Raw genomic sequence first — 19,341 nt, 5'->3', positions numbered from 1 at the left:
AACTCTCCCCTGGGCGGAAACGAAGAAGGATCAGTCAATGGAGATGGGATAGCACTTGGCGGTGGCGTCGATCTTCATCAGCACCTCGATCAGGGCGGGCATGTCGGCCAGCCGGATCATGTTGGGGCCGTCCGACGGCGCCTTGTCGGGGTCGGGATGGGTTTCCACGAAGACACCGGCAACGCCGATGGAAACGGCGGCGCGGGCGAGAACCGGCGCCATGCGGCGATCACCACCCGAGGAATTCCCTTGGCCGCCCGGCGCCTGCACCGCATGGGTGGCGTCCATGATCACCGGCCAGCCGGTCTGGGCCATGATGGGCAGGGCGCGCATGTCGGTGACCAGATTGTTATAGCCGAAAGAGGCGCCGCGCTCGGTCAGCAGGATGCGCGAATTGCCGGTACTCTCGATCTTGGAGGCCACGTTGGCCATGTCCCACGGCGCCAGGAACTGGCCCTTCTTGACGTTGATGACCGCCCCGGTGCGCCCGGCGGCGACCAGAAGGTCGGTCTGGCGACACAGGAAGGCGGGGATTTGCAGCACGTCCACCGCCTCGGCGACGGCGACGCATTGTTCCTCGGTATGGACGTCGCTGAGCACCGGAATGCCCAGGGCCTGGCGGATCTCGGCGAAGATGGGCAGCGCCTTTTCCAGCCCGATGCCGCGCTTGCCCGCCAGCGAGGTGCGATTGGCCTTGTCGAAGGACGACTTGTAGATCAGCCCAATCCCGGCCGCCGTCGCCATCTCCTTCAGCGCGGTGGCGCATTCCAGGGCGTGCTGGCGGCTTTCCATCTGGCACGGCCCGGCGATGAGCACCAGGGGCAGATCGTTGCCGAGAACGATGTCCGGATGGACGGCGACATGATGACGGTTGGCGGTCATGGAAGACCTCACACCAGACGGGATTGACGGACCGCGGCAGCGATGAAGCTGGTGAACAGCGGATGTGGCTCGAACGGCTTGGACTTCAGTTCGGGATGGAACTGGACGCCCACGAACCACGGATGGGCGGGGAATTCGACGATCTCGGGCAGCACGCCGTCGGGCGACATGCCGGAAAACGACATGCCGGTCTTTTCCAGGGCGCCCTTGTATTCCAGATTGACCTCGAAGCGATGGCGGTGACGTTCGCTGATGTGGCCGACGCCATAGATCTCGCGCACCCGAGAGCCCTGTTTGAGGTCGCAGTCATAGGCGCCGAGGCGCATGGAGCCGCCGAGATCACCGGAGGAGGTGCGCTTTTCCAGGCTGTTGCCGCGCATCCATTCGGTCATCAGGCCGACCACCGCGTTGTCGCAGGGACCGAATTCGGTTGAGCTGGCGTCCTTGATCCCGGCCAGATTGCGCGCCGCCTCGATCACCGCCATCTGCATGCCGAAGCAGATGCCGAAATAGGGCACCCCGCGCTCGCGGGCGAAACGCACCGCTTCCACCTTGCCGAAGGCGCCGCGCTCGCCGAAGCCGCCGGGCACCAGGATGCCGTGGCAGGGTTCCAGATGCTGGACCACGTCGCCCTGCTCGAAGATCTGGCTGTCGATCCAGTTGAGACGGACCTTGACGTTGTTGGCGATGCCGCCGTGATGCAGCGCCTCGGCCAGCGACTTATAGCTGTCCAGCAGGCTGGTATACTTGCCCACCACCGCGATGGTGACCTCGCCCTCGGGCTGGCGGATACGGTCGACGATGGTGCTCCAGCGCTTGAGCGACGGCGCCGGGGCATCGAGACCGAAATGGCGGCACACCACACCATCCATGCCCTGTTCGTGATAGCTGATGGGCACCTGATAGATGCTGTCCACGTCCAGGGCGGCGATGACGGCGTCGGAGGCCACGTTGCAGAACAGGGCGATCTTGCGGCGTTCGCCTTCGGGGATTTCCCGGTCGCAACGGCACATCAGCATGTCGGGCTGGATGCCGACGCTCAGCAGTTCCTTGACCGAATGCTGGGTCGGCTTGGTCTTCAACTCACCGGCGGACGGGATATAGGGCACCAGGGTCAGATGCACGAACATCACCTTCTGGCGGCCCAACTCGTTGCCCAACTGGCGAATGGCTTCCAGGAAGGGCAAGCTTTCGATGTCGCCGACGGTGCCGCCGATCTCGCACAGACAGAAATCCTCGTCGGTGAGATCGCTCTTGATGAATTCCTTGATGGCGTCGGTGACGTGCGGGATCACCTGCACGGTGGCGCCCAGATAGTCGCCGCGCCGCTCCTTGGCGATCACGTTGGAATAGATCCGCCCGGTGGTGATGTTGTCGCTCTTGCGCGACGCCACGCCGGTAAAGCGCTCGTAATGGCCCAGATCCAGATCGGTCTCGGCGCCGTCGTCGGTGACATAGACCTCGCCGTGCTGATAGGGGCTCATGGTGCCCGGATCGACGTTGAGATAGGGGTCCAGCTTGCGCAGGCGGACCTTGAAGCCGCGCGCCTGCAACAAAGCACCCAGCGCCGCCGACGCCAGCCCCTTGCCCAAGGAAGAAACCACGCCGCCGGTGATGAAGATGAAGCGCGTCATCTGGCCTTAGCCCTTGATTCCTGGTTCCCCACGCGGATGCCGCCCATCAGGGACGGCCTCCCCCCATTCGTGCCGATTCCTAGCGCGCCAGCGGCGCGCTGGGCTCGGCCGGCGCGGCCGGAGCGGCGGGAGCCGCCACCGGAGCCACGTCGTTGATCTTATCAAAGGCGGAACCGCCGCCCGAGCGCGAATTGGCCAACAGCGACAGCGACAGGCTGGTGACGAAGAAGGTTCCGGCCAGGATGGCGGTGGTCCGCGTCAGCAGATTGCCAGCGGCGCGGCCGCTCATCAATCCGCCACCGGCGCTGCCACCGATTCCCAGCGCCCCGCCCTCGCTCCGCTGCAGCAGGATCACACCCACCAGCGAGATGGCGACGATGAGATGAATGGCGAGAATGATCGGAAAGACGTCCATGGCGCAACCACCGGAAAATTGGCCGCCCGAATGCGCGTCCCTATCGGAACCGCAGCCGGGCGATGAAAGAATGTTGGGGCGTTTTTAGACCCGACGGCGGAGGTTGGCTAGTGCAAAGTTGCCGCCGCCGGTAATTCCCTCTGCCGCCGAAAGAATGCGGGCGAGACGCCCGCGCTCCATGTAAATGATCCGGGGCGGAACGTTCCGAACGGGACTCGATTTCAGGGAGCGCGGGCGTCTCGCCCGAACTGGTCTTTGGAGCGCGGGCGTCCCGCCCGAACCGGTCTTTGGAGCGCGGGCGTCCCGCCCGCAGGGATCAACAACTCTCGGCAATGGCCCAGAAATCGGCCACCTTGAGGGCGGCGCCGCCGATCAGGCCGCCGTCGACGTCGGGCAGCGCCAGCAGTTCCTTGGCGTTGTCCGGCTTCATGGAACCGCCGTAGAGGATGCGCATGCGACCGGCGGTATCGGCACCCAGTTTCTGGACCAGTTCTGCCCGGATGGCGGCGTGAACCTCCTGTGCCTGGGCGGGGGTCGCCACCCGGCCGGTGCCGATGGCCCAGACCGGCTCGTAGGCGATGACGGTGTTGGTGGCGTTGGAGCCCTCGGGCAGCGAGCCCCGCAGCTGCGACCGGTTGATCTCGATGGTCTGACCGGCGTCGCGTTGGGCCAGGGTCTCGCCGATGCAGACGATGGCGATCATCCCGGCGGCCAGGGCGGCCTCGGCTTTGGCCTTGACCACCGCGTCGGTCTCGGCGTGGTCGGTGCGGCGCTCGGAATGGCCGACGATGACATAGGCACAGCCGAGATCGGCCAGGGCCACGGCGGCGGTATCGCCGGTATGGGCGCCACTGGCCTTGGCGTGGCAATCCTGGCCGCCCACCGCCAGGGCGGAACCGCCCACCGCCTCGGCCACCAGGGCCACCAGCGAGGTGGGAGGACAGACCAGCAGATCACAGGCGGGAGCGGGAGCGGTCTTCAGCTTGTCGACGATGCCCCTGGCCAGCGCCAGGCCGTCGGCCTTCAGCCCGTTCATCTTCCAATTGCCGGCGATCAGTTTGCGACGCGTGGTCATGTGGATGCTCCTCCCGAAAGTCCGACGCCCATATACCATCAGAACAAGCGGGGCGGAACCGATTCCAGGCGAAATGCGCGATTATCCCTTGCCGCCGGGCGGGTTGGCCAGGGCGCGTTCCACCAGGGCGGCCAGCAGGACCGGCGTTTCCAGCATGGCGTAGTGCCCGGCCTCGCGATCCGCCGAGACGGCGAAATTGGGGTAAAGCGGCGCGAACAGCTTGCGCACCGAGTCCTCGCGATAGAGCGGAATGTCGTGCTCGCCCACGATGGCGGTCAGCGGCGTGGGCAGGCCCTTGGCCTCGGCGGAGAAGTCGGTGCCGGTGAACATGCCGAGATAGCCCAGCATGGAGTCCCGCGTCGCCGCCTGGCGGGCGATGCCCAACTTGCGGTCCAGCCAGGCCGCCTCGTAGCGCTTGGCGGTGCGCGCCTCCATGGCCGCCCGGGCGGCCGCGTCGTCGTCGATCACCGCGATCAGACGCTTCAACCCCGCTTCGTCGGTCTTGAATCCCGAAGCGGGGACCGGCGAAATGGCCACCACGCTGATGACCCGCTCGCGGGCGATAAGGGCAAGATACTGGGCGATCATGCCCGACATGGAATGGCCCACCACATGGAAACGGGCATGGCCATAGCGATCCATCAGCGCCAGCACGTCGGCGGCGGCTTCCTTGACCGAATATTGCCCCGCCATCCCCTTGGACCAGCCGTATCCGCGCAGATCGGCGAAGGTGTAGGTGTAGCGATCCTCCGACAGATAGGGCAGCACCGGGTCGTAATTGACGTGATCGCCCAGCCATTCGTGCAGCACCACCACCGGCTCGGCTCCCCTGCCCCGCCGCGCATGGCCCAATCCATCGGCGCCGCCGACCATGGGTCCGGCGCAGGCGGCGACGGTGAGGACCGATCCGGCGGTCAAGAGGGCGCGGCGGCTGAGAATGGGACTGGTCATGACGGCCTCCATGGGAAAATCACCGGGCCAGCATGACCAAGCCTCAATCATAAGCAAAACGAGTTTTCAGGCGCATCATAATATACTATCGTAATTTCATGACCCATTCGCTGGATATCGACGGATTACGGGCCTTCGTGGCGGTGGTGGAGACCATGAGCTTTTCCAAGGCCGCCACCCGCGTCGGCCGCACCCAGTCGGGCGTCAGCCTGCAACTGGCGCGGCTGGAACGCGTGCTGGGCAAGGCCCTGCTGCTGCGACGCCAAGGGCGGGTGGACGGGCTGACCGAGGACGGCCGCACCTTGTTGCCCTTCGCCCGGCGCATGGTGGATCTCAATGAATCGGCGTGGCGGGCCATGACGGCTTCGGCGGTGACCGGGCGGGTTCGGCTGGGAGTCCCGGCCGATTTCCTCGACATGGACTTTCCCGATCTGCTGCGCCGTTTCCAGGCCGCCCATGGCGGGGTGGAATTGGACGTGGTCTCGGACGTATCCGACGTCTTGCGGGCCAAACTTCGCGACGGCGGTCTGGACGTGGCCTTCTTCAAGCGGGAGGCGGCGACGGGCGAAGGGGATGCGGTGGCGCGCCAGCAGTTGCGCTGGGTCGGCAACCGCGCCGCCAGCCCGGACCTCGATCAGCCGATTCCGCTGGTTCTGTTCCCCGAGTCCTGCGCCTACCGCCGGGCGGCATTGACGGCGCTGGAAGACGCCGGGCTGCGCTGGCGCATCGCCTTCACCTCCCCCTCGGCCGAAGGTGTCCGTGCCGCCATCGTCGCCGGTCTCGGGCTTGGCGTCTTGCCGAAAACCTGTCTGGACGGCGATGTGATGGACGTCGGCGGATCCGCCTTGCCGCCGCTGAGCGACGTCGAGGTGGCGGTCGCCTTCGCGCCCACCGCCGGGCCCGCCGCCCGCTTCCTGTCCGAGCATATCAGCCGCGGGCTGGGCCTGTAGCATCGAAAAGGGCGGAACCGCTGCCGGTTCCGCCCCAACGTCTTGGTACGAGCACCGTCTTCAGACCTGCGGCGACTTGGCCAGATAGACCGCCCGTTTCTTGAGCGAGCACGAGAAGGACAGCATGAAGCGCAGGGCTTCCTGGGTCTCCTTCTGCGACAGCATGCGCACGGTGCCCATGAGGCCGCCGCCGCCGCCGGGGATGTTGCAGGAGTCGATGGCGTCCTCCATGGCGCCCTTGGCTTCGTGCGCCAGGGTGGCCAGATCCTCGGTCCCTAGGTTGTTGGCCATGTGCTCGATGAAGGCGAAGGCCCGGTCCACCATGGAATCGGTGGCCGCCGAGCGCATGGCGTGAATCATGAACATGGCGTCGATCAGGGTTTGCAAGGCCCCGGTCCGATGCAGGGTGCCCAAGGCGTCAAGCAGGGTCATGATCCCGTCCTTGACGTCCGGGTCGTTCAGCTTGTCCACCACCTCCAGGGCATTGCCGGCGGTGGCGGTGACGCGCTCGACCATGCTGTCGGACAGGGCGTCGCGGACGCCCTGGGCCAGACGCGCCATTTCATCCACCTTGGGGATGTCGATCTTCGGGATATCGGTCATGACGCCCTCCCTACAGCAGGCCGCGAGCCGACAGCCAGTACAACCGGTTATAGGCCAGCTTGAACCAGTGGATCATCTGCGACGGCGGGCCGGGATTGGGCGGCGTGGTGTAGTTGAACCACACATAGGTGCCCGAACCCAAACCGGTTTCCACGAAGCAGAACACCTTGCCGTCGTATTCGCGGGCGAAGCGGTTTTCCTGGCAGAGCGACACCAGATTGTCGATGGTGACGTCGGCCTCGAAATGGGCGGTGGAGCCAGCCTTGGAGATGGGGATATTGGTGGTGTCGCCGACCACGAAGACATTGGTCGATCCCTCGCGATACAGGGTCTTGGTGTTGGTCGGCACCCAGCCGCCCTTACCCAAGCCCGAATCGTCGATCACCTGGGCGCCCTGATGGGGCGGAATGGTGATCAGCAGGTCATAGGGCAGCGTGCTGCCTTCCATGGAGGTGATGGTCTTCTTTTCCGGATCGACGCTTTCCGTATTGAAGAAGGTCTCGTATTTGATGCCGAGGCGGTCGAATTCCGGCTTGGCCCAATGGGCCACCGGCTCCAGCGCGTGGAGGCGGCCGATGGGATAGGTATAGGTCAGCTCGGTCTTCTCCCACAGGCCCTTGCCCTTGAGGAATTCCTGCAGCATGAAGGCGGCTTCCAGCGGCGCCACCGGGCATTTGTGGGGGGCGTTGACGTTGATGATGATCTTGCCGCCCTGGAAGTCGTTCAGAGCGTCGCGCAGCTTGCGGGCGCCGTCCAGATCGTAGAACCAATGGCCGCCTTCCTTCATGCCGGGAATGTTCTGCGGCATGATGCGCGAGCCGGACGCCAGCACCAGATAGTCGTATTTGAAGGTGCGGCCCGCCTCGGTGGTGACCTGATTCTTCTCCACGTCGATATGCTTGGCGGGATCGACGAAGAAGTTGACCCGCTTGTCCAGCACCTTGCGCTGGTCGCGGAACAGCTCCGCCTCGCGCATGCGGCCGAACGGCACGTAAAGCAGGCCGGGCTGATACATATGGGTCTCGGTGGTACCCAGCATGGTGATGTTGAGAGCGCCGGAACGCAACTCGCCACCCATCTGACGGCACAGGCCGTTGGCGACGATGGTGCCGGACAGACCGCCACCAACGATCAAAATGGTCTTGGACATGAACTCCCTCCCTCGGAAGCAATGATTTGGTCGTATTGAAAACGGCCGTCTGTGCGGCCTTAAGGGACGCCGCGAGGCGTCCCCTGAATTGCGGAAGCTAACTCTAACCCTACTTGGCCTTGCGCACCACCACGCTCCAATAGCCGTCGTGCTCGCTGGACTCGACCACGGCATGGCCGACCTTGGCGCACCAGGCGGGAATATCGGAAGCGGAGCCCTTGTCCGACGACCAGAGATCCACCTCGTCGCCGACGGCGGCGAGCTTCAGGGCGGCGATCAGTTCCATCAGCGGCCCTGGGCAGAATGCTCCGCGGGCGTCGATCTTCTGGCGTTCGGCCATGGTAGAGATCCTTCTTGCAGGTCGTTGGGTCAGATGGAGATGAGTTCGCCGGATTCGGCGTCGGCCAGGAACTTGGCCAGCCCCATGGGGCCGTCGAACAGATCCTCGGCGAGATGAGTATCGCAGTCCCAGTGCTTCAGATCGAGCACCAGGGAGCAGGCCCACATCTTCATCTCGCCCAGCATCTTGCCCTGGCTGAACAGCTCGATGGCGTCGGGCACGTTCTTGGTCATGAACAGCTCGTGGAAATGACCGCCCTGATAGCGCTGTTCGGCGCTTAGGCCGCGCTCGAACGGCAGCAGCGCGTTCATGGTGACGAAGACCTCGACCGGACGGTCGGAGACGGCGGCCACCGAGGCGATCATGGCGGCCAACTGGACTTTCTCGTGCTCGCCCGAGCACAGCATGATGTAGAGCGGCTTGACGGACATGGACTCCCCCGGGTTTGGTTTGAGGACCGGCTCTTAAATGACGACCGGCTTACCTTCGATTTTCATTATATACGCATTTTGTGAGGTTCGCCCGCAAGAGGATTTCGTCACCTCTTCGACCAAGGCCGTGACACTTCCGTGTTGCGGCCCCCCTCCCCCCCCCTTATGATGCCCGCTGCCTTGCAGAGTGGCCCCCAGGGGGGAGCGCCGCTCCGCTACCTTTTTCTCCGGGACTCCGTCGAATCCGATGCTGGACGTATTTCGCAAAGCCTCCAAGACCTGGGTGGTCAAGCTGCTGTTTGCCCTCCTGACCCTCAGCTTCGTGGCCTGGGGCGTCGGCGACGTCATCCGCGGCGGCGGCGGACGCGGCCCGGCCATCGAGGTGGGCAAGACCGCCATCTCGGCGGGCGAGGTCGTGACCGAGTTCAAACGAGAGGTGGAGCGCCTGCAGCCGCTGTTCGGCGGCAAGCTCACCGCCGAGGAAGCCCGCAAGATGGGCATCATGGACCGCACCATCGATTCGCTGATCGCCCGGACCCTGGTCGACGAGGCGGGCCGCTCGCTGGGCCTTGCCGCCAATGACGAGACCATCTTGCGCCGCATCGCGTCCAATCCCGCCTTCCGCAATGCCTCGGGTCAGTTCGACCGCGACACCTTCCGCAGTCGGCTCAGCCGGGTCGGCTATTCCGAGGACAGCTTCATGCGCTCGGAGCGGGTCGGCATGATCCGCAACCAGATGGCCGAAAGCGTGGCGGCGGGAATCGCCGCGCCGACCGCCATGGTCGATCCGCTGCTGCTCTGGCGCGAAGAGCGCCGGATCGCCGAGACCATGATCGTCCGCGACGATTCCGTGCCGCTGCCCGCCGCGCCGGAACCGGCGGTTCTCGATGCCTATTACAAGGACAACACCGCTCGCTTCATGGCGCCGGAATACCGGGCCTTGACGGTGCTGCTGCTGCGTCCCGCCGATGTGTCCGGCGGGGTCGAGGTCGACGAAATGATGGTCCGCGAGGCCTATCAACAGCGGCAGGAGGAGTTCAACACGCCCGAACGCCGTCATGTGACCCAGATCGTGCTGGAAAGCCAGTCCGCCGTGGCCAAGGCCGCCGACATGGTGACCGCCGGTCAGGGGCTGGACGCCATCGCCAAGGCGCTGGACAGCCAGATCATCGACCTGGGAAGCGTGGAAAAGCGCGATCTGCCCGACGGCCTCGCCGAGGCGGTCTACCGGCTGCCCGCCGGTGCCACCAGCCAGCCCATCAAGACTGAGTTGGGCTGGCATGTGGTCAAGGTCGATCAAATTCAGCCCGGCCGCCTGCGCCCCTGGACCGAGGTCAAGGGACAGCTCGAACAGGATCTGCGCCGCGAAAGGGCGCTGGACGGACTCTCCGAGCTTGCCAACAAGGTGGAAGACGCCCTGGGCGGCGGCGCCAGCCTGGAAGAGGCCGCCCAGCGCTTCAACCTGAAGCTGACCAAATTCCCGGTGGTCGATGCCCAGGGACGCGGCATCAACGGCAAGCCGGTGGCCGATCTGCCCAAATCGGATCAGTTCCTTGACGTGGCCTTCCACACCGATCAGAGCACGGAAAGCCCGCTGACCGAGGTTCCCAACAACGGCTACTTCCTGTTGCGGGTCGATGGCGTCACCGCGCCCGCGCCGCGCCCGCTGGCCGATATCAAGGCCGAGGTTCAGGCCAATTGGCAGGCGGAACGTCGCCACGAGCAGGCCCGCGCCAAGGCGGATAAGCTGGTCGAACGCCTGCGCGCCGGGGACAGCATGACCGCCGTCGCCCAGGCGGCCGGTTTGAAGGTGGAGACCTCCAAGCCCTTCTCGCGCGAGAGCACCGAGGGCACCATCTTGCCGCCGCCGCTGGCCGCCGAATTGTTCCGCGCCCAGACCGGCGGCGTGGCGCTCGGAACCTTGCAGGCCGGCACGTTGGTGGCAAGGCTGGCCAAGATCGTCCAATTCGATCCCAAAGCCAACCAGGCCGTCACCGAGGCCGCCCGCCGCCGTGTCTCCCAAGCGGTGGCCGGAGATATCACCGATCAGTACATCGCGGCCCTGAACGTCACTTTCGGGGTCAAGGTGGACCGTCCCCAGTTGACCCGCGAAGAATAGCCATGAGTCCGCAACCCGACTTTTCCGCCTTTGCCTCCGCCTATGAGTCGGGCAAGGCCCAGGTGGTGTGGCGGATTTTGGTTGCCGATCTGGAGACCCCGGTTTCCGCCTTCCTCAAGCTGGCCAACGGGCAGCCCAACGCCTTCTTGCTGGAATCGGTGGAAGGCGGTGCCGTGCGCGGCCGCTATTCCATCCTGGGCATGAAGCCCGATCTGATCTGGAAGTGCGAGGGCGACAAGGCCTGGATCAACCGCAATGCCCGCTCCAAGACGGGCGCCTTCGTCCCCTGCCCGGTCGCCGAGGCGTCGGGGGCGCTGGACAGCCTGCGCGCCCTGGTGGCTGAATGCGCCATCGACGCTCCAGCCCATCTGCCTCCCATGTCGGCAGGCCTGATCGGTTATATGAGCTATGACATGGTCCGGCTGGTGGAAACCCTGCCCGACGACAATCCCGATCCCATCAAGGTGCCCGACGGCATCTTCATGCGCCCCACCATCATGGCGGTGTTCGACAACGTCAACGGCACCCTGACCGCCGTCGCCTCCATCTGGCCGCGCCAGGGCATGGATGCCCAGGCCGCCTGGGATCTGGCCATGGAGCGCCTTGACCACGTGGTCGAGACCCTGGAATCACCCCTTCCCAACGCCTATGTGGGCGGAAGCCGCGACGATCACCAGCCGATCCCGGTGCCCGGCGTCTCGCCCGAGCATTACTGCGCCATGGTGGAGAAGGCACAGGACTACATCGCGGCGGGCGACATCTTCCAGGTGGTGCTGTCCCAGCGCCTGGCGGTGCCGTTCAAGCTGCCGCCGTTCTCGCTCTACCGCTCGCTGCGCCGCCTGAACCCCAGCCCCTTCCTGTTCTTCCTGGATTTCGGCGAGTTCCAGTTGGTGGGCTCCAGCCCGGAAATCCTCGTCCGCCTCCGGGACGACAAGGTCACCATCCGCCCCATCGCCGGTACCCGCCGTCGCGGCAAGACACCGGGCGAGGACGAGGAGCTGGCCGCCGATCTGCTGGCTGATCCCAAGGAACTGGCCGAACATCTTATGCTGCTGGACCTGGGCCGCAACGATGTGGGCCGCGTCGCCTCCATCGGCTCAGTCAAGGTCACCAAGAAGATGGGCGTCGAGTACTACTCCCACGTCATGCATATCGTCTCCAACGTGGAAGGCCAGATTCGACAGGGCTGCGACGCCATGGACGCGCTGATGGCGGGCTTCCCGGCCGGAACCACCTCGGGCGCTCCCAAGATCCGCGCCATGGAGATCATCGACGAGTTGGAGACCGAGCGCCGCTCGTTCTATGCCGGGGCCATCGGCTATTTCGACGGCAACGGCAACATGGACACCTGCATCGCGCTCCGGACCACCTTGATCAAGGACGGCACCATGTATGTCCAGGCGGGCGCCGGAATCGTCGCCGATTCGGTACCGCTGTCCGAGCATGAGGAATGCATGAACAAGGCCCGCGCCCTGGTCCGCGCCGCCGAGGACGCCATCGACTACACCCTGAGCAAGCAGTAGCGCGAATGCGGGCGAGACGCCCGCGCTCCGAGAGTGGCGCGCTGTTTGGAGCGCGGGCGTCTCGCCCGCATTCCATAAGAGTCGTTTCATCGGCCGAACGCCATGGGCCAGAGCGGCGTTCCCCCCTGAAAGGTCGATGCGATTTCATCGCGCAAAAGGTCTTGCCTTGGCGGACGCCTTGTGACAAGTTGCGATTAATTCTTATTTGCATATGGAGGGGATCATGGGCTTCGTCGATCATCAGACCTTGCGCTCCGGCACGCCGCTCACCGCATCGGACTACATCTGGCTGGCGGCCCTGGGCGCGGCCGAGCGTGGGCCGATCACCCTGGACTCCATCGCCTCGGCCGTGGAATCCCTTGCTGGCTGCCTTTGGCAACCGGTCTTCGAGGTCATCGCCGACAATGTCGATGAGATGGCGAAAGGCGGCTTTCTCGACGAGCAAGACGGCCGCATCATGCTGACCCCACCGGGTCGGTTTTGCCTTGCTCAATTGCTGGCCCGCCCGGTGCACGCGCCCCTCAGCGCCTTTGGCCAAGTGGGCGTCAGGTTGAAGATGGCCTTTCTCGACCTGTTGCCGAAACCGTCACGCCAACGCCAGATCCAAGCCCTGATCGTCGCCTATGAATGTGAAATCGCGTCGCGCTCGACCCGATGCGGCGCTTGGCCCCTGAGCGGCATGCTTGGGCGTGGGTGGCTGGACCACCAGATGGACACGCTGGAAGACAGCCTTCACCTTTTGCGCAAAAGTGCCCGGATGGAAGAGACCTAAGCCTTCCCCTCGAAACCGAAACCGGCTTCGTCCACCGCCTGCTTGACCTGGGCCTCGGTGGCGCCATCGACGGTCACCGCCGCCTTCCCGAGATCGATCACCACCTTGGCATCGGCCGACACCGCCTTGATGGCCGATTCCACCGAGCGGGCGCAACCGCCGCAGGTCATGCCGGTAACACGATAGGTCGCAGACATTTCAATCCTCCCTTTGAGTGACGAGAGCATCTTGAACCTTCCCACCAGGGGAAGGTCAAGCTAGCCGTTGGGCGACGATTTGATGATCGCGGAGACCGGAACCAGGACGAAACCCTTGGCCTCCAGACCGCCGATCCAACCCGACAGCGCCTCGATGGTGCCGTCATGGGGATGGCCGATGGCGATGGCGAAGCCGTGCTTGCGGGCATAGGCCTCGGTCTTGGCCAGTTGCGCCCGCACATGGATGACGCCCAGATCGTTGTCGAGAAAGACATGGCGGGTCGCGAAGGGCACGCCGAACTGGCGAGCCAACTCGCCGCCCACCGTCTTTTCCGAGGTCACCGAATCGATGAAGGCCAGACCTCGGCGGCGCAGTTCCGCCATGACCACTCGCATACCCGCCGCCTCGGAGGTAAAGCGGCTGCCCATATGATTGTTGATCGCCACATAGCCGTCGAAGCGCGACAGCCCCCAATCCAGACGGCGGCGGATCTCGTCGGGCGACTGATCCACTTCCAGCACTTCGGGGCCGGGATCATAGGTGGGGCTTTGCGGCTGCATGGGGACGTGAACCATCAGTTCATGGCCGTGCGAACGCGCGTCGGCGGTCTGACGCGCCAGATCATCGGCATAGGTCATGTAGGACAGGGTCAACGGGGCCTTCAGCGCGTTCACCCGCTCGCTGCGGCGGCGATCCACCCCCAGATCGTCGATGATGACGGCGATCATGGGACGCCCGTTCACCTTGGGCGAAGGCACCGCGTTGCGCAGCCAAACCGCCGCGCCCGCGGGCGGCAATTTGGCCGAGGGCGGCGGCACAGGCGTCGTCGGCCGGGTCACCACCACCACTTCGGATGCGTGGCCCAATTCCAGCGCCTCGGTGGAACCGGGGTCCGGGCGTGGCGGCGGCGGCTGGATCAGGGGGCGGGCATCGTCGGGCTCCTCGTCGCGAATCGGGCGCTCGGGGGGCGCCTCGGCCGCGATGACCGGCGCGGGAGCCTGTTCCACGCGGGCGGGCGCGGCGGGAGGCGGCGCCTTGCCCGACCAGCGGCCGACGGTGACGCCGAGGCCGACGCCCACCACCAGAACACCGACCATGAGCGAAATCAGCACCCAGGGGCGTTCCCACAGGGGCGTCTTGTGCCCCATCAGCATTCGCCTGACATCCTTGCGCCCCACGCGGCACTCCCACTGATCGGGTCAATCCCGGCGGGTTATAACCCTGGTCTGGGCCGGGCGCAAAGATTCACTCCGCGAACTGCTCGGCGCCGATGATGCCGATCTTGGTCAGGCCCAGATGCTGCGCCTCGGCCAGAACCATGGCCACATGCCGGTAGGCGGCGTCCTTGTGCGGGCGCAGGTGCAATTCCGGCTGATCGGCCATGGCCGCCACCTCGCGCAGACGGGCCTCCAAATCCTCGCGCCCGGCCAAGGCCGCGCCGTTCCATTGGATGACGCCGTCGGCATTGACGTCGATGCGCATGACCATCGGCAGCTGATCGGCCACCGGCGGCGGACCGTTGGGCAGATTCAGCTTCACCGCATGGGTCTGGATTGGAATGGTGATGATCAACATGATCAACAGCACCAGCATCACGTCGATCAGCGGCGTGGTGTTGATGTCGATCATCACCTCCGGCTCATCCTTGCCCGATCCGAGATTGATGGACATGGCTCAGCCTCCCCGATCCGGCGGCTGGGTGATGAATCCCAGCTTGACGATTCCGGCGCGCTGAAGGGCCGCGACCACCCGGCCCACCGGCTCGTAGCGCGCCTCCTGATCACCCCGCACATGGATCTCGGGCTGCGGCGTCAGGGCGGCGGCGGCTCGCGCCCGCTCCAAAAGATCGTGACCGTCCCGAACCCGCTCTTGGTTCCAATAGACCTCGCCCTGCCGGTCGATGGCGACGGTGACGTTCCGCGGCTCGGTCTGGGTCGGCTGGTTGGTCTCGCGCGGCAGATCGATGGGCACCGTATGGGTCACCACCGGAATGGTGATCAGGAAGATGATCAGCAGCACCAGCATCACGTCCACCAAGGGCGTGGTGTTGATGGTCGCCATCATCTCGTCGTCGTCCCGAGGGGCATTGAACGCCATGGCTCAGGCCCTACCCGCCAGCAGCACCGCATGGAGGTCGGAACCGAAGGCGCGCACCTTGTCGGCCGCCAGCTTGTTGCGGCGGACCAGCAGGTTGTAGCCCAGCACCGCAGGCACCGCCACGGCCAGACCCAGGGCGGTCATGATCAGGGCCTCGCCCACTGGTCCCGCCACCTTGTCGATGGCCGCCTGGCCCGCGATGCCAATGGCGGTCAGGGCGTGGTAGATACCCCAGACGGTGCCGAACAGCCCAACGAAGGGCGCGGTGGAACCGATGGTCGCCAATACCGCCAGCCCGCCCTGGAGATCGCCGACAATCTCGTCCACGGCGCGCTGGATGGACATGGTCACCCAGGTGTGCAGGTCGATCTTCTCGGTCAGCGAGCCTTCGTGATGGCGCGCCGAATCGATGCCGGTGGTGGCGATGAAGCGGAACGGGCTGTCCTCCTTCAGAGCGGCGACGCCCGCCGCGACGGAATCGGCTTTCCAGAATCCACCCCCTGCCGCCTTGGCCGCCCGCATCAGCCGGACTTGCTCCAACAGCTTGGTGATCAGGATGTACCAGGTGGCCATGGACATGATGACCAGGATGATCAGGGTCGAACGCGACACGATGTCGCCCTGGGCCCACAACGCATCGAGGCCATAGGGATTGTCCACGATCTGCTTGGCGACCGGGGCCGCGTCGCCCACATGGTTGGCCCAGGCTCGGGCGCCGACGAAGGACGTCATGGTCGCCGCGACGGCCAGGCGAGTGAGAAGCGACATGGTGATTTCTCCGGGTTTGAAACTCAATTCAGCTTCCAGACATAGCGCATGCGGGCCCAGGACCGCTCGGGCCTGCCGTCCACGGTTCCGGGCCTGAACTGGCACAGCGACAGGGCCTGGACGGCCGCTTCGTCCAGCCTGGAATAGCCGCTGGAGGCATCGACGCTGCTGTCGAGCACCGATCCATCCACGTCGATGAGGAATTTCAGGGTCACCGCCCCGCTTTCCCCGTTGCGACGCGAGACCGCCGGGTATTGCGGCGGACGGCAGGTACGAGAAGCGTCCAAGGCGGCGGCGGAGCGAACCCCTTCCACCGCTGGCCGGGCCGGTGCGACGACCACCGGTTCAGGTTCCGTCGGCTTGATCTCGGTCACCGCCGTAATGGCGTTCTGCACCGGCTGGGCCACGCGGATTTCAGGCGGTGGAACATAGGCAGGCTTGGGCGGCGGCGCGGCCTTTGGCGGCGGCGGCGGCGGCGGCTCCACCTTGGGCGGCGCCGGTGGCTTGATCTCGACGATGATCTTGGTCTCGAGCGGCTGGCGCAGCACCTCGACCACCTTGTGCCCCAGCCCGTTGACCAGGGCGTAGACCACCCCGGCATGCAGCAAGACCACCATCGCCAGACCGGTGATGCGCGACGATGACCGCTGATGCCGGGCCTGATACATGGCTAGAGCTTCATCTTCATTTCGGCGATGAATGTCCGCTGCGGGAAGGGGTGGTATTCCCAGTACTTGGCGTTATTGACATTGTCGATGCCGATGGCGCCTTCAAGGTTTTCATTATGCTTGTAGCGGGCCCGCACATCCATCACGAAGAAGCGGTCGAAGGCGCCGTAGACATGGCCGACATAATCGGTGTTGTCCAAGGTCGTGGTCATCTTGCCCTGATAACGGGCGGCGCCGGTCAACGCCCATTCCTCGGTGGGGCGATAGGTGGCGACCATGGTGGCTTTCATATCGGGGATGTTGGGCACCCGCTTGCCCACCACTTGGGTACCGCCGCTCCAGGTGGGGTCGCGAATGATCTTGGCGTCCAGATAGGTGAAGCTGCCCTGAAGGTCGAAGCCGTCGAACACCAGATTGCGCTGCTCGGCCGCCAGTTCGAAGCCGCGATTCCGTATCTGGTCCACGTTCTGGTTATAAGAGGTGGAAACACCGTTGAGGAAGGAATTCTGCGCAATGATGGCCTTGGCCACGTCCTCTTGGAAGAAGGACAATCGGACCTTGCCGTCGCCGACACCGCCTTCGAGGGCCAGTTCATAGCTGGTCTCCCGTTCGGGGCGGAGAACCGAATTCGGAATGACCTGGCTGGTTCCGGACCCAGCCACGAAATACAATTCCGAAACCGTGGGAAAGCGGGTGGCGCGGCCGACCGAGCCGGTCACAGACCATTGCGGCACGAATTCCCACGACAGCGAACCCTTTGGCGAAAACGCGGTGGCATCGCGGCCTGGCTGAATGCTGCTGAGCCCATTGGTGGTGGCGTTGTAGCCGTCGAATGCGGTCCAGGACTCGTAGCGGCCGCCCAATGTCGCCCGGAATCCAGGCGCGAAGGCCCAGGACTCCTGCACCCAACCCGCCGAGGTCTGGGTGTTGCCGCGACCGTCGGACAGCTTGCCGGTGACATTGTTTTCCGAGTTCCAGTTGCGCAGGCCGTAGACCGTGGCGACGAGAATATAGCGGTCGTAATGGGCGCCGAAGCTGACCTCGTGGTCGCCGCCCTTGCCCTCGGGCCGCCAGATACCCTTGAGATCCACCGTCGACCAATTGGTGCCGTCCATATGCGTGGACTGCCCTCGGTCTGAAAAAGTGTTTCCCACCACCGTCGACGGCGCGGCTTGACGATCATGGTCGTATTGGACATGGGTCGCCACCGCGTCGAAATCCCAGAAGCCCTTGGTGTCCGACTTCAGCGAGAGCGCGTGCGAGGTCTGGGCCTGTTCCAGCTTATAGTTGGAAGACGCAAAACCGGAGACATTGCCCAGTGTCGAAACACCGTTTGAATCCTTCAGATAGGACTCCACCCGCGAACGGCCGTTATTCTGCCAAAAGCCGAATGTATAGGCCGCCCGAAGCTCCGGGGTGAAGTCATAGGCCATCTTGGCCTTCAGCGTGTCCATCTCGGTCTGCAACAAACCGCCGACGCCCACCACATTGGCGGGGGCGCCGGATTTGTTCTTGGCGACGATGGTGCCGCTGACGGCACCGGTGGGCGTCGTGCTCGACCCGTTGGTGATCATGGTCAGAGGTTGGCTTTGGCTGTGGGCGGTATTGCCGCTAAGGAAGAACGAGAAATTGCCGAGCCGATTGCCGATCGTGGCACTGGTCTGGTCGGTGCGATAGAGATCCCGCGTATTGTAAAGCGAGAACGGCTGCAATGATTCGGTCTGCTTGAAGCTGGCTTCCAACTTGTCGGGCATGCGGGTGGCGATCTGCAGCACGCCGCCCATGGCATTGCCGGGATGCTGGGCGGCGAAGGGGCCATAGACCATATCGACCCGCTCGATTTCCTCTGGCGCCACCATCCCCCAGCGGGGACCGCCACGGGAATTGTCATTGGCGATCAAGGCCGAGATCAGCACGTCATCGGCGAAGACCAGGGTGCGGGCGCTGGAACTGTAGCCCCAAGTCCGCGTCATCAGGATGGACTGGGTATCGCCGTTGTTGCGCTTGCGCACGCCGAGGCTCGGCATGTATTTGACCGCGTCCTCGGTATCCATGACGTTGACGGTATCGGCCAGCCGTTCCGCCGTGACGCCGACGGTGGTGTTGGGCAGCTTGTACTTTTCCAGCGGACTGGCGCTGTCGCGCACCACCATGTCGGGCAGCATTTGCTCGGCCTCGTCGGCGACGGCGAGGCTTGGAGTCACCGCCAGCATGGAAAGCAGCGCGCAGGCGGCGGTCGATGCCCGCAAGCGGGCAATCAGGGGAGGTTGGGTGATCATGACATGTCCTCGACGGTGATTTCACAGACGCTGGAACCGGCCGGGAGAGAGTCCCGGCGGCCAGTACGGTTAGATGGTCTGGGAAAAGGCGGGAGGACCGCGCGCGAAAGCGAAATCACGCCGTTCGCCCAATGGGCCGATATGGTCCATCGGACGAACCACGACTGCCACCCCGGCCATGGGAGCGGCGGGAACGGACTCGTCGAGGTTGATGGCATGGCCGCCCACCAGCGGCAGGCAGAAGATGCAATGGTTGACGGCGGCGCCATCGCCATCGGCGAGCGGAGCACCGTTTGCTCCGCCATCATGGCACAGCGAGGCGTTAAGGTCGGCTTCGAGGGCGGTGGCGTGCCCCAAGCCGACCAAGCCGGTGAACGGCATCAGCAGTTGCAGCGAGAGGGCGAGCAGCAGCAGACGAATGACGCAAAGCCACTTGGCCCGCACCGCCCGCATCAATCCGCTATGGGCAGAACCCATCACTCTCAT

Annotated in this window: 21 protein-coding genes; 4 read left to right on the top strand and 17 right to left on the bottom strand. The window is 64.8% G+C overall.

The window, feature by feature from the left end:
• Positions 1-30: 30 nt before the first annotated feature.
• The 5 genes from kdsA to CU669_RS06810 form a co-directional block, all read right to left on the bottom strand.
• Entirely contained in the window at positions 31-882 is an 852-nt protein-coding gene (kdsA, locus tag CU669_RS06830) for a 3-deoxy-8-phosphooctulonate synthase (protein ID WP_112143089.1), read from the bottom strand.
• A gap of 8 nt (positions 883-890) precedes the next feature.
• The gene (locus tag CU669_RS06825) at positions 891-2,516 is read right to left on the bottom strand and encodes a CTP synthase (RefSeq protein WP_112143088.1); all 1,626 of its coding nucleotides are present in this window, start codon (positions 2,514-2,516) and stop codon (positions 891-893) included.
• A gap of 79 nt (positions 2,517-2,595) precedes the next feature.
• Positions 2,596-2,931: a preprotein translocase subunit SecG gene (gene secG, locus CU669_RS06820; RefSeq protein WP_112143087.1), complete on the bottom strand. Its 336-nt coding sequence runs from the start codon at positions 2,929-2,931 to the stop codon at positions 2,596-2,598.
• 316 nt (positions 2,932-3,247) lie between these two features.
• Positions 3,248-4,006, bottom strand: a complete 759-nt coding sequence (gene tpiA / locus CU669_RS06815) for a triose-phosphate isomerase (RefSeq protein WP_112143086.1) — start codon at positions 4,004-4,006, stop codon at positions 3,248-3,250.
• A gap of 81 nt (positions 4,007-4,087) precedes the next feature.
• Positions 4,088-4,957 carry an alpha/beta fold hydrolase gene (locus tag CU669_RS06810; protein WP_161539601.1) on the bottom strand — a complete coding sequence of 290 codons (870 nt, stop codon included), beginning with the start codon at positions 4,955-4,957 and terminating at the stop codon, positions 4,088-4,090.
• 98 nt (positions 4,958-5,055) lie between these two features.
• On the opposite strand from CU669_RS06810, the gene CU669_RS06805 reads away from it, so the two are divergent.
• Complete coding sequence (locus tag CU669_RS06805; protein ID WP_112143084.1) at positions 5,056-5,907, top strand: LysR substrate-binding domain-containing protein; 852 nt, start codon at positions 5,056-5,058, stop codon at positions 5,905-5,907.
• 60 nt (positions 5,908-5,967) lie between these two features.
• On the opposite strand, the gene CU669_RS06800 is transcribed toward CU669_RS06805, so the two are convergent.
• From CU669_RS06800 to CU669_RS06785, 4 genes are all read right to left on the bottom strand, one after another.
• Positions 5,968-6,510 carry a hypothetical protein gene (locus tag CU669_RS06800; RefSeq protein ID WP_112143083.1) on the bottom strand — a complete coding sequence of 181 codons (543 nt, stop codon included), beginning with the start codon at positions 6,508-6,510 and terminating at the stop codon, positions 5,968-5,970.
• A 10-nt stretch (positions 6,511-6,520) separates the two neighbouring features.
• On the bottom strand, positions 6,521-7,660 hold the full coding sequence (locus CU669_RS06795; protein WP_112143082.1) for an NAD(P)/FAD-dependent oxidoreductase: 1,140 nt from the start codon (positions 7,658-7,660) through the stop codon (positions 6,521-6,523).
• A gap of 109 nt (positions 7,661-7,769) precedes the next feature.
• The gene (locus CU669_RS06790; RefSeq protein ID WP_112143081.1) at positions 7,770-8,000 is read right to left on the bottom strand and encodes a sulfurtransferase TusA family protein; all 231 of its coding nucleotides are present in this window, start codon (positions 7,998-8,000) and stop codon (positions 7,770-7,772) included.
• A 29-nt stretch (positions 8,001-8,029) separates the two neighbouring features.
• On the bottom strand, positions 8,030-8,431 hold the full coding sequence (locus CU669_RS06785) for a hypothetical protein (RefSeq protein ID WP_112143080.1): 402 nt from the start codon (positions 8,429-8,431) through the stop codon (positions 8,030-8,032).
• Positions 8,432-8,678: 247 nt separating this feature from the next.
• Between CU669_RS06785 and CU669_RS06780 the strand changes: the two genes are divergently transcribed.
• The 3 genes from CU669_RS06780 to CU669_RS06770 all read left to right on the top strand — a co-directional run bounded on the left by CU669_RS06780 (position 8,679) and on the right by CU669_RS06770 (position 12,845).
• Positions 8,679-10,550, top strand: coding sequence for a SurA N-terminal domain-containing protein (locus CU669_RS06780; protein WP_112143079.1), 1,872 nt, complete (start codon positions 8,679-8,681; stop codon positions 10,548-10,550).
• Between the two features lie 2 nt (positions 10,551-10,552).
• Positions 10,553-12,073, top strand: coding sequence for an anthranilate synthase component I (gene trpE, locus CU669_RS06775; protein ID WP_112143078.1), 1,521 nt, complete (start codon positions 10,553-10,555; stop codon positions 12,071-12,073).
• Between the two features lie 223 nt (positions 12,074-12,296).
• Positions 12,297-12,845: a hypothetical protein gene (locus CU669_RS06770; protein ID WP_112143606.1), complete on the top strand. Its 549-nt coding sequence runs from the start codon at positions 12,297-12,299 to the stop codon at positions 12,843-12,845.
• Here the strand turns inward: CU669_RS06770 and CU669_RS06765 are convergent.
• The 8 genes from CU669_RS06765 to CU669_RS06730 all read right to left on the bottom strand — a co-directional run bounded on the left by CU669_RS06765 (position 12,842) and on the right by CU669_RS06730 (position 19,335).
• The gene (locus CU669_RS06765; protein WP_112143077.1) at positions 12,842-13,042 is read right to left on the bottom strand and encodes a heavy-metal-associated domain-containing protein; all 201 of its coding nucleotides are present in this window, start codon (positions 13,040-13,042) and stop codon (positions 12,842-12,844) included. The genes CU669_RS06770 and CU669_RS06765 overlap by 4 nt on opposite strands.
• Before the next feature lie 60 nt (positions 13,043-13,102).
• Positions 13,103-14,197, bottom strand: coding sequence for a divergent polysaccharide deacetylase family protein (locus tag CU669_RS06760; RefSeq protein WP_112143076.1), 1,095 nt, complete (start codon positions 14,195-14,197; stop codon positions 13,103-13,105).
• 91 nt (positions 14,198-14,288) lie between these two features.
• Positions 14,289-14,714 (bottom strand): ExbD/TolR family protein, encoded by a 426-nt coding sequence (locus CU669_RS06755; protein ID WP_112143075.1) that lies wholly within the window; start codon positions 14,712-14,714, stop codon positions 14,289-14,291.
• Between the two features lie 3 nt (positions 14,715-14,717).
• Positions 14,718-15,140, bottom strand: coding sequence for an ExbD/TolR family protein (locus CU669_RS06750; RefSeq protein ID WP_112143074.1), 423 nt, complete (start codon positions 15,138-15,140; stop codon positions 14,718-14,720).
• Positions 15,141-15,143: 3 nt separating this feature from the next.
• The gene (locus tag CU669_RS21990) at positions 15,144-15,908 is read right to left on the bottom strand and encodes a MotA/TolQ/ExbB proton channel family protein (RefSeq protein ID WP_112143604.1); all 765 of its coding nucleotides are present in this window, start codon (positions 15,906-15,908) and stop codon (positions 15,144-15,146) included.
• Positions 15,909-15,931: 23 nt separating this feature from the next.
• The gene (locus CU669_RS06740) at positions 15,932-16,576 is read right to left on the bottom strand and encodes an energy transducer TonB (RefSeq protein WP_112143073.1); all 645 of its coding nucleotides are present in this window, start codon (positions 16,574-16,576) and stop codon (positions 15,932-15,934) included.
• A gap of 2 nt (positions 16,577-16,578) precedes the next feature.
• A complete protein-coding gene (locus CU669_RS06735) occupies positions 16,579-18,855 on the bottom strand; it encodes a TonB-dependent receptor (protein WP_112143072.1) in 2,277 nt (758 codons plus the stop codon).
• A 69-nt stretch (positions 18,856-18,924) separates the two neighbouring features.
• Complete coding sequence (locus CU669_RS06730) at positions 18,925-19,335, bottom strand: hypothetical protein (RefSeq protein WP_161539600.1); 411 nt, start codon at positions 19,333-19,335, stop codon at positions 18,925-18,927.
• Between the last annotated feature and the right edge of the window lie 6 nt (positions 19,336-19,341).

Origin of the sequence: Paramagnetospirillum kuznetsovii (assembly GCF_003284725.1) — a bacterium.
In the GTDB taxonomy this organism is placed as follows: domain Bacteria; phylum Pseudomonadota; class Alphaproteobacteria; order Rhodospirillales; family Magnetospirillaceae; genus Phaeospirillum; species Phaeospirillum kuznetsovii.
The sequence above is the reverse complement of the archived record's forward strand: the minus strand, read 5'-3'. Positions and strand labels throughout refer to the sequence as shown.

Excerpts from the sequence above, each read along its gene's own strand:
- kdsA (WP_112143089.1), bottom strand. The coding sequence starts at position 882 with ATGACCGCCAACCGTCATCATGTCGCCGTCCATCCGGACATCGTTCTC.
- CU669_RS06825 (WP_112143088.1), bottom strand. The coding sequence starts at position 2,516 with ATGACGCGCTTCATCTTCATCACCGGCGGCGTGGTTTCTTCCTTGGGC.
- secG (WP_112143087.1), bottom strand. The coding sequence starts at position 2,931 with ATGGACGTCTTTCCGATCATTCTCGCCATTCATCTCATCGTCGCCATC.
- tpiA (WP_112143086.1), bottom strand. The coding sequence starts at position 4,006 with ATGACCACGCGTCGCAAACTGATCGCCGGCAATTGGAAGATGAACGGG.
- CU669_RS06810 (WP_161539601.1), bottom strand. The coding sequence starts at position 4,957 with ATGACCAGTCCCATTCTCAGCCGCCGCGCCCTCTTGACCGCCGGATCG.
- CU669_RS06805 (WP_112143084.1), top strand. The coding sequence starts at position 5,056 with ATGACCCATTCGCTGGATATCGACGGATTACGGGCCTTCGTGGCGGTG.
- CU669_RS06800 (WP_112143083.1), bottom strand. The coding sequence starts at position 6,510 with ATGACCGATATCCCGAAGATCGACATCCCCAAGGTGGATGAAATGGCG.
- CU669_RS06795 (WP_112143082.1), bottom strand. The coding sequence starts at position 7,660 with ATGTCCAAGACCATTTTGATCGTTGGTGGCGGTCTGTCCGGCACCATC.
- CU669_RS06790 (WP_112143081.1), bottom strand. The coding sequence starts at position 8,000 with ATGGCCGAACGCCAGAAGATCGACGCCCGCGGAGCATTCTGCCCAGGG.
- CU669_RS06785 (WP_112143080.1), bottom strand. The coding sequence starts at position 8,431 with ATGTCCGTCAAGCCGCTCTACATCATGCTGTGCTCGGGCGAGCACGAG.
- CU669_RS06780 (WP_112143079.1), top strand. The coding sequence starts at position 8,679 with ATGCTGGACGTATTTCGCAAAGCCTCCAAGACCTGGGTGGTCAAGCTG.
- trpE (WP_112143078.1), top strand. The coding sequence starts at position 10,553 with ATGAGTCCGCAACCCGACTTTTCCGCCTTTGCCTCCGCCTATGAGTCG.
- CU669_RS06770 (WP_112143606.1), top strand. The coding sequence starts at position 12,297 with ATGGGCTTCGTCGATCATCAGACCTTGCGCTCCGGCACGCCGCTCACC.
- CU669_RS06765 (WP_112143077.1), bottom strand. The coding sequence starts at position 13,042 with ATGTCTGCGACCTATCGTGTTACCGGCATGACCTGCGGCGGTTGCGCC.
- CU669_RS06760 (WP_112143076.1), bottom strand. The coding sequence starts at position 14,197 with ATGCTGATGGGGCACAAGACGCCCCTGTGGGAACGCCCCTGGGTGCTG.
- CU669_RS06755 (WP_112143075.1), bottom strand. The coding sequence starts at position 14,714 with ATGTCCATCAATCTCGGATCGGGCAAGGATGAGCCGGAGGTGATGATC.
- CU669_RS06750 (WP_112143074.1), bottom strand. The coding sequence starts at position 15,140 with ATGGCGTTCAATGCCCCTCGGGACGACGACGAGATGATGGCGACCATC.
- CU669_RS21990 (WP_112143604.1), bottom strand. The coding sequence starts at position 15,908 with ATGTCGCTTCTCACTCGCCTGGCCGTCGCGGCGACCATGACGTCCTTC.
- CU669_RS06740 (WP_112143073.1), bottom strand. The coding sequence starts at position 16,576 with ATGTATCAGGCCCGGCATCAGCGGTCATCGTCGCGCATCACCGGTCTG.
- CU669_RS06735 (WP_112143072.1), bottom strand. The coding sequence starts at position 18,855 with ATGATCACCCAACCTCCCCTGATTGCCCGCTTGCGGGCATCGACCGCC.